This is a genomic window from Paenibacillus sp. UMB7766-LJ446, assembly GCF_030226665.1.
Taxonomy (GTDB): Bacteria; Bacillota; Bacilli; order Paenibacillales; family Paenibacillaceae; genus Paenibacillus; species Paenibacillus vandeheii.
Map to the genome: position 1 here is coordinate 217,373 of NZ_JASOYM010000013.1, position 7,932 is coordinate 225,304.

Consider the following 7,932-nt stretch of genomic DNA (forward strand, 5'->3'; position numbering starts at 1 on the left):
AAAGAGGCTCGTCCCTGTGACAGCCTCTTTTTGTGTTAGGGGTACAGGTTTGATTTCGTTGTCCTGGATTCAGTGATGTACGAAGGAGATGAAGAAGGTATGAAGATTCAATCGTTGTCCTTGAACGATGTGGAGATGGTAGGTCAGTTGTGGCGGTTACAGCATGTGGCTTATCGGCTTGAAGCGGAAATCATCGGATTTCAGGAAATTCCGCCTTTAATGGATACGATGGAGACACTGCAGAATTGTGGAGAGACTTTTTATGGCTATCTGGACACGGATGGCGAATTGCTTGGTGCGGTTGCAGTGGATGAGGAAGAGATCAATACATTGACGATTACACGAATGATGGTGCACCCTGAACATTTTCGTAAAGGAATTGCTGCTGCTTTGATGACGTATGTGTTTGAACAGCATCCGGATCTTCCGCGTTATATCGTTTCTACAGGAACGTTGAATCAACCAGCCGTCCACTTGTATACCAAATTCGGTTTCAAACCCGTGGAAGTTGTACAGATTGCACCGGGAGTGGAATTAACGACATTTCATAAGAATAAAGATTAATGATGTAAACAACGTGGAGGAGGAACACCGGTTTTGGGCAATCCCTGGTTGATAGATGAGTGGCACATTTTATTGAGATTACTACTGGCTATGCTGCTTGGAGGGCTTGTAGGCCTGGAGCGGGAACGTTCCAATCATGCTGCCGGTTTGCGTACCCACATTCTGGTATGTCTTGGATCTGCACTCATTATGATGTTATCTGTTTATGGTTTTAAAGATTTTGCAAATGAATTAAATGTTAGGATTGATCCGGCCCGTTTGGCGACAGCCGTTATTACTGGCGTTGGGTTTCTCGGAGCGGGCACGATTCTTTTTACCGGAAAGTCGATTACGGGACTGACAACGGCAGCTTCCATTTGGGTGGTGGCAGCCATCGGACTGGCAACAGGCGCGGGATTCTTTTTTGCTTCCATCGTGTCAACAGTCTTAGTATTGCTTAACCTCTGGGTTTTCAATAAGTTGGAGCTTAGGTATATACGGGGAAACAAACTGCATGTCGTTACGCTTCATACCTTGTCTGAGCCTGGCTTTCTGGAACAGGTATCTTCATTTCTGGAGCAGGAGAAGATCAAAATCCGTAAAATAACGGTTAATGAGCAGGATTTGGCTTATGCAGAAATGATATCGGTTGAACGCAAAATTGAAATTGTGCTGCATGTTTACATGCCACATGAGTTCAGTGCAGTACAGCTTGTATCCAAATTAAGACAGTGGGAACATGTAACGAAGGTGTCGGTCGAATAAATGAATTAAACCCTCTGAAGCCTTTAGTGCCGGAGGGTTTTTGCTCATAACCATATTTCTTCCAGTTACTCTCCCGGCTCTTTAGGGTACTATCTAACCAAATGCATGAAGAGCGGGAACATCAGCCCGGAAGAAAGGAGTCGTTTATGAATCGGAAACGTCAGTCGAACATTCATTCCAGCGGAACGCGAGGAAAACCTGTCCGAAATCGGACTCACAAGTTTATTGCCGGGTTGCTAAGTGCGGTTATTCCGGGTCTGGGCCATATCTATCTCCGACTATATATGAGAGGTCTGACTTTCATGATGCTTGTGCTTCTGGACCTGTCAGCACTCTTGTACTTCTCATCTATTGGAATACAGATCAATGTACCATTGCTTATCCTGCTGGCATTGTTTATTCCGGTGATTTACTTTTACAATGTATTCGATGTATTACAGTCTGCGGACTGGGTGATGATGCGCAGAAGAAGAGCGATTACTCACAATAGCTCGGACAAGCCGATCCCTAATGAACGTTCTGCAGGGGAAGCTATGATGGTGTGGGAGAGAGGCATTTCGTTTGGGCTGCTTCTTATTGTAGGGGGATCGCTGTTAGTTTTGTTCTTTCGCAAACCGCGTTGGTTTAAAGAGCTAATCGCTGTGTATGGCGGATACACTTTTGCTGTTCTGATGATCGCAGGAGGACTTATCCTTTTTGGACGAGAAATCTGGGTCATGCTTCGCAAGAAGAAAATCTAGTGTGAACTATTCAAGGAGGGATAGCCATGAACCGTAAAGTCCGGGTCGGCCGCTATACGGCTGCCGCTTTAATCATAGCTGTCGGTGTGCTGTTGATTTTGGATAAACGGTGGGGAACGGACTATGTATATGAGATGGTCGACTGGTGGCCCCTCTTGCTCGTAGTATTGGGTGTGGAATACATACTTTTGTTCTTAGTAACACGCAGAAGAGGGAATGTAGCTTCAGATCAAGGTGACAAAATTAAAATGCGCTTCAGACCCGATGCGAAAGGTATCCTGACTTCCCTTCTCCTGACAGCCTCTGTATTTATCGTTACAGAGCAGGATCATTACATGCATTTGTGGAACAGGGTGAGTCTTAACCTGGGAGCGGCATCTATGGATTATAGCCAGGCAGCAGGGTACATGGAAGATAAGGGTACGATTCGGGTGCCTGTAGGTATGGATACTTCGGACATTATTGTTGAGGGAGTGAACGGGGATATCTCGGTACAGCGAGGGGACACGGAAGAGATTGAAGTGCGCACGGTAGTTTGGGTGGATCAGACAACCGAAGTACAGGCCAAAGCTGTGGCAGACGCTTCCTTTGTTGAGACGGACGGGACAAAAGTAATTCATATCAAGACGACAGGCAAAACGTATGGAGAAAACGAGAAAACACAACCACGAATGAATATTACCATAACGATCCCGGATGATCGTCGTTTCAATCTCGATATTCGAACGTCTAATGGAGCCATATTGCTGAATCGTCCGGAAGCTATTAGCACCATTTTGGCTGAGACAGGGAATGGACGTATACGAATTACGAATGCCGTAGGTGATATTTCGGGTAAAACACTGAATGGTGATGTCATTGTGGCAAATGCGATCGGGAATGTGGACTTGAACAGTAATCGAGGAGATATGAAGGCTCGTGGGATTTCTGGAAATGTGAATCTGACTACACAAGTCGGAAGTATTAGCATTACCGACTCGGTTGGAGAGATCACAGCGGATACCAGAAACGGAAGTATTAATGTAGACGGCGCGAGTTTGGCGGTCAAAGCTCAATCCCTCAATGGAAGCATAAGCATTGTATCCGCCAAAGTAGGCGGTGACTGGGACATTTATAGCGCTGTAGGTGCGATTAACATTCTGCTTCCGGAGCGTGGGGATTATAGCCTAAGTGGTTCCAGCAGTTATGGAGATTTGCAAACGGATCTGCCGTTTACCGTGAAGAATAAAACGATTGAGGGTCAGCTTGGTGAAGGAGAGTATACGGTTAAAGTTGAGGGGAACAGCGACCTCACTATTGATCGTAATCCTGCAGTGCCTCCTGTTGGGACGAATTCACTGGATTCGGAAAATACGGATGATAACTTGGAACAAATGACCGAAGACGGACAGAATTCCCAAGACGAAACGTCCGAAGTTCCCTGACTGGCGCGTTGACAATAAACTTGCAATCGCCGTACAATAAATATAAACTGGCAAGGTTACACGGCAGGCCAATGTAATGCTGTTGTTCCAGCCGAGGATCAACTCTGAAAGAAGAGACAACATGATAATGCTTTTGTCTCGACAGAGTAATGAAAGGTAAGGCGGTGGGTTTTATGGCAACACGTGTCCAACATGCGTTGGAGCATCTGAAAACGACCGGTGTCCGTATTACACCCCAGCGTCATGCCATATTGAATTATCTGATGGAATCCATGGGGCATCCGACAGCCGATGAAATTTACCGTGCGCTTGAACCCCAGTTTCCCAGTATGAGCGTGGCGACTGTATATAACAATTTGAAGATGTTTCTGGAAGCGGGCATGGTCCGGGAGTTGACATACGGAGATAACTCAAGTCGCTTCGATGCCAATGTGACGGATCATTACCATGTTATCTGTGATAAATGCGGCAAGATTGAAGACTTTAGTTATCCTTCGCTAAAAAGCGTGGAGCTTCAGGCGGAGTCAAGTACAGGCTTTGAAGTACATGGTCACCGACTGGAAGTATATGGTGTTTGTAAAAGTTGCAGGGATTAAGAGAGTTGAATTACAATATTAACGTGCAGAATTCAGTTTGGATTCTTCACGTTTTTTGTTTTTAGGACGATAGAATGTATATAGCTCTCAGCAGGTTAGATATTTCATGATTCAGTATGATTGATTAACGGAGGTAGACGTTTGAGTAGAAAAAGCAGATATACACGTCAGAAGCGCCGCTCGTTCTGGCCTGGATTTTTGGCTGCCTGTGTTATTGCAGGCGGTGCTTATTGGCTAATAACGAATGTTTGGCTTAGTCAGAGTCACGAAGACCCCGACTGGATTGGCATGAATCAACCTATTTTTGTGGACGGACAATTGATGGATGGTGAGGCTGCAGGAACGGGAGATCAGCTTAAGTTGCCTGTATCGGTGCTGCAAGAGGCGATTGATTCCGGAATACGGTACGAAGCTGACACAGGAGATATCATTATTGCAACACCGCAGCGAGTGCTTCATATGAAGGAAGGTAGTACGAAGGCAGAACTTAATCATCGAGATTATCCTATGACGGTTAAACCGGAGGTCGTTGGGGGAGAAGCTTATATTCCGCTCAAGCCACTCAAAGAAGTATACGGATTAGCTATACAGGAAGATGCTACAACGGGTGCAGTGATACTGATGCGTGGAGGCGACACCATTCAGTATGCAGAGATTGATACCTTGTCTTCCAAGGCAGACAAAACGGTTCCTTTGTATAAGCGTGGGGGAGCATCTTCTCCCATCATTGCCGATATGGAGCAGGACGCACGAGTAAGAGTTTGGCAAACGGGTGATGACCAGAGCTTTGTGCAGTTGGATAATGGTTATGCCGGTTATGTAGCTAATAAATATGTCACCCTTACGGAGAAAAAGGAGCTGGACAAGCCCGCATTCACACTGACCGCAGCGGAGAAAAAGTGGCAGAATAAACCGGTAAACCTGGTTTGGGAAGCCGTATACAATCGACAGCCTGATGTGGCTTCGATCGGCAAAATGCCTGGAGTCAACGTCGTCAGCCCCACGTGGTTCCATATTACAGATGGACAAGGCAACGTAAAAAGCAAAGGGGATAAAGCATACGTCAACTGGGCTCACCGTTCCGGTATGGAAGTGTGGGCCTTGATGGATAACAGCTTTGACCCGGATATTACGAAAGAAGCCGTGGCCTCATATGAGACACGTACGCATATTATTGAGCAGATGCTGGAATATGCACAGACTTATCATTTGGACGGCATTAACATTGATTTTGAAAACGTCTATACAGACGATGGACCGAATATCACTCAATTTGTCCGCGAAATCAAGGCGATGGCGCGTATACATGGCTTGATGCTCTCGGTTGATGTCACGCCGAAATCGAACAGTGAGATGTGGTCCGCTTTTCTGGATCGTCGCTCGTTAGGCTCTTTTGCCGATTATATTGTCGTTATGGCATATGATGAGCACTGGGCCGCAAGTCCAAAGGCTGGTTCGGTTGCCTCGCTTCCTTGGACCGAATCTTCTATGAGACGGATCCTGGAGGAGGATGAAGTACCCTCGAACAAATTGATTATGGCTGTACCGCTATATACTCGAATCTGGACGGAAGAGGCCAATGATCAAGGAGAAGTGAAAGTGTCTTCCAAAGCGGTAGGCATGAGTACTATCGCAGACCTGATCAAGGAAAAGAAACTCAAACCTGTCTTGGATAAACAAAGCGGACAGAATTATGTGGAATATTCCGAGGATGGGGCCACCAAGAAAATCTGGATAGAGGATACCGTTTCACTTCAGGCACGTGTTGATTTGGTTGCTTCGCTGAAATTGGGAGGCGTAGCTGCATGGAATCGAAGCTTTGCCGATGCATCCGCATGGGAGACGCTCAAACAGGCAGGGTATTCGAAATAGACCTGAAATAGCTGTATTGAACTTATATCAATTATTTTAAAGTCTTTCTGAATTCAAAAAAAAGGTCCGGTGAAGATACCGGGCCTTTTTTCTGTCTCTGGGCTTTGATGAAAAGAAAATCTAGCTGTTGGAACTCACGCCATGATCTGTGTCGGAAGGGGATGGAGGAGTGGAATGCGCTTTCAGCTGTGAACTTGTTATATTGGCCTGATTAGGGTCCAGGGTAAGGATGGTGTGACAGAACATACAACGATCCGTCTTGCCGAGCATTTTGGTTAACTTGCCACATTCCGGACAGTCCACTTGTACAGCGCTTGTGGAAAGCATACCAGCCCAGAAATAAATGGCCAGACTAGCCATCATGGCAATCAGTCCGATCACCAGTCCCACAGCGGCAAATACTTTACCCGCGTGTCCCCAGAACACAATTCCGGCAGTTCCCAGTACCATTAGGCCCATGCCTAGCATGGTAAGTAGTAGTCCCCAAGTGCGAAAAGCATTAATTTTTGCTGATTTAAAAATCATGAAAAATGCTCCTATCGTATGAGTAGTATCGGACCTGGATAAGAAGGAAACTTTAGTCAGCATGTAGAATTACATTATAACTGACTTGGCGCTTATCTGCCATGAATTGTATGGAGGGAATCGTGGAACTAAAGAACCTTGCTTTTTTGTCCGAACAGTCGGAAGAGACAGGGGCAGTTGGTGCTATCGCTTATTCCCACCCGGGTGAGCGATTCCACGGCTCCCTAATCCAGGATTTTGAATTGCTCGTACTTGTTGTTCATAATACCGACCAGTTGATATCCAAGGTTGGACACTACAAATATGGTGATGTTCGTTATCAAATGATCTATGTCAGTCGTCATGAATTGCAGAGCAGTGTAATTACGGGGGATAACAATAACATCATGCAGTGTCTGATTGAAGGGGAGATTATCTGGGAAGCGGATAACGCCTTGAGCGATTTGCGAGAGGAACTATCTGCTTTTGGAACCGAATTGCGTGAGCAAAAGCTGCTTCATGAATTCGCTAGTTTTTTAAAAATGTATGTGGAAGCCAAACGTTACATTCAAGAGGGTCATGTTGTAGATGCCTACTACAATGTGCTTGAAGCACTGGGGAACTGGGCTCGAATTGTACTCATTGAGCAGGGGATTTACCCGGATCATGCTGTCTGGACACATGTACAGAGTTTGGATCGTGCTTTGTGGAAGCTATATCAGGAGCTTACAGTAAGTTCGGAGACGCTGGAACAGAGAGTTGAGCTTGTACTGCTTGCTTGTGAGTTCTCAGTGATGTCAAAAATGAGCGATTGCTCCGGATTGCTTCTACGTGTGCTGGGAAGTCGAAGGGAACCGTGGAGTATGGATGAACTTGTCCATCATCCGCAGTTGAGATTTGTACGGGAGGATCTGCCGCTCATTCTTCGTAAGCTGGTATTTCGTTCTATAGTAAAAGAATCGGCAGGTTGGCCATCCTTTATAGGTGGAGATGGACGGGAAATCCGTTATTGGGTTGAGGGGTGAATACTCGTAAAGCCGACCGCAAAATGGTAAATAACGTAGGAGGGGAAACCTTCCTTTTTTGTTTGTTTAATAATTTATAAAAAGAAGTTGACTCTTATTCAGGAAATATGATACATTATATTTCGTTCCTCAAACGAGCTTATCGTCAACAAATGATAAATTCTGCACAGGAAATCGTGAAGAGCTAAAGCTTCAAAAAAAGAAATTAAAAAAAGTTCTTGACGAAAACAAACGGAATGTGTTACATTATTTAAGTCGCCGCCGAAAACGCGGTTGAGACGAAAAAGAGTAACACAAATCAAGTTTGATCTTTGAAAACTGAACAACGAGTGAGTAACGATCTTGCTTGCAAGATCGACGCTGAGAAATCGGTACGCGTCTTCGGGCCGTATGATTTCGAAGCATAAATGAGATTTTTAATCTCGTCAGTTTCAAAATGAGCATATCGCTCTTTTCAATACTT

General features: G+C 45.4%; 8 protein-coding genes. 7 read left to right on the forward strand and 1 reads right to left on the reverse strand.

Features of this window, described 5'->3' with window-relative positions; all coding sequences use genetic code 11:
- The first annotated feature begins 99 nt into the window (after positions 1 to 99).
- From QP794_RS26755 to QP794_RS26780, 6 genes are all read left to right on the forward strand, one after another.
- Positions 100 to 564 (forward strand): GNAT family N-acetyltransferase, encoded by a 465-nt coding sequence (locus QP794_RS26755; RefSeq protein WP_285079771.1) that lies wholly within the window; start codon positions 100 to 102, stop codon positions 562 to 564.
- A 33-nt stretch (positions 565 to 597) separates the two neighbouring features.
- On the forward strand, positions 598 to 1,308 hold the full coding sequence (locus QP794_RS26760; protein WP_024631331.1) for an MgtC/SapB family protein: 711 nt from the start codon (positions 598 to 600) through the stop codon (positions 1,306 to 1,308).
- Between the two features lie 146 nt (positions 1,309 to 1,454).
- Positions 1,455 to 2,048 (forward strand): hypothetical protein, encoded by a 594-nt coding sequence (locus tag QP794_RS26765; protein ID WP_024631330.1) that lies wholly within the window; start codon positions 1,455 to 1,457, stop codon positions 2,046 to 2,048.
- 26 nt (positions 2,049 to 2,074) lie between these two features.
- Entirely contained in the window at positions 2,075 to 3,472 is a 1,398-nt protein-coding gene (locus tag QP794_RS26770; protein ID WP_285079772.1) for a DUF4097 family beta strand repeat-containing protein, read from the forward strand.
- A 173-nt stretch (positions 3,473 to 3,645) separates the two neighbouring features.
- Entirely contained in the window at positions 3,646 to 4,068 is a 423-nt protein-coding gene (gene perR, locus QP794_RS26775; protein WP_024631328.1) for a peroxide-responsive transcriptional repressor PerR, read from the forward strand.
- Positions 4,069 to 4,209: 141 nt separating this feature from the next.
- Entirely contained in the window at positions 4,210 to 5,940 is a 1,731-nt protein-coding gene (locus QP794_RS26780) for a glycosyl hydrolase family 18 protein (protein ID WP_285079773.1), read from the forward strand.
- A gap of 120 nt (positions 5,941 to 6,060) precedes the next feature.
- Here QP794_RS26780 and QP794_RS26785 read toward each other — a convergent pair whose 3' ends face one another.
- Positions 6,061 to 6,465, reverse strand: a complete 405-nt coding sequence (locus QP794_RS26785; RefSeq protein WP_079350042.1) for a YgzB family protein — start codon at positions 6,463 to 6,465, stop codon at positions 6,061 to 6,063.
- A 122-nt stretch (positions 6,466 to 6,587) separates the two neighbouring features.
- On the opposite strand from QP794_RS26785, the gene QP794_RS26790 reads away from it, so the two are divergent.
- On the forward strand, positions 6,588 to 7,469 hold the full coding sequence (locus QP794_RS26790; RefSeq protein ID WP_256984835.1) for a nucleotidyltransferase-like protein: 882 nt from the start codon (positions 6,588 to 6,590) through the stop codon (positions 7,467 to 7,469).
- Positions 7,470 to 7,932 lie beyond the last annotated feature (463 nt).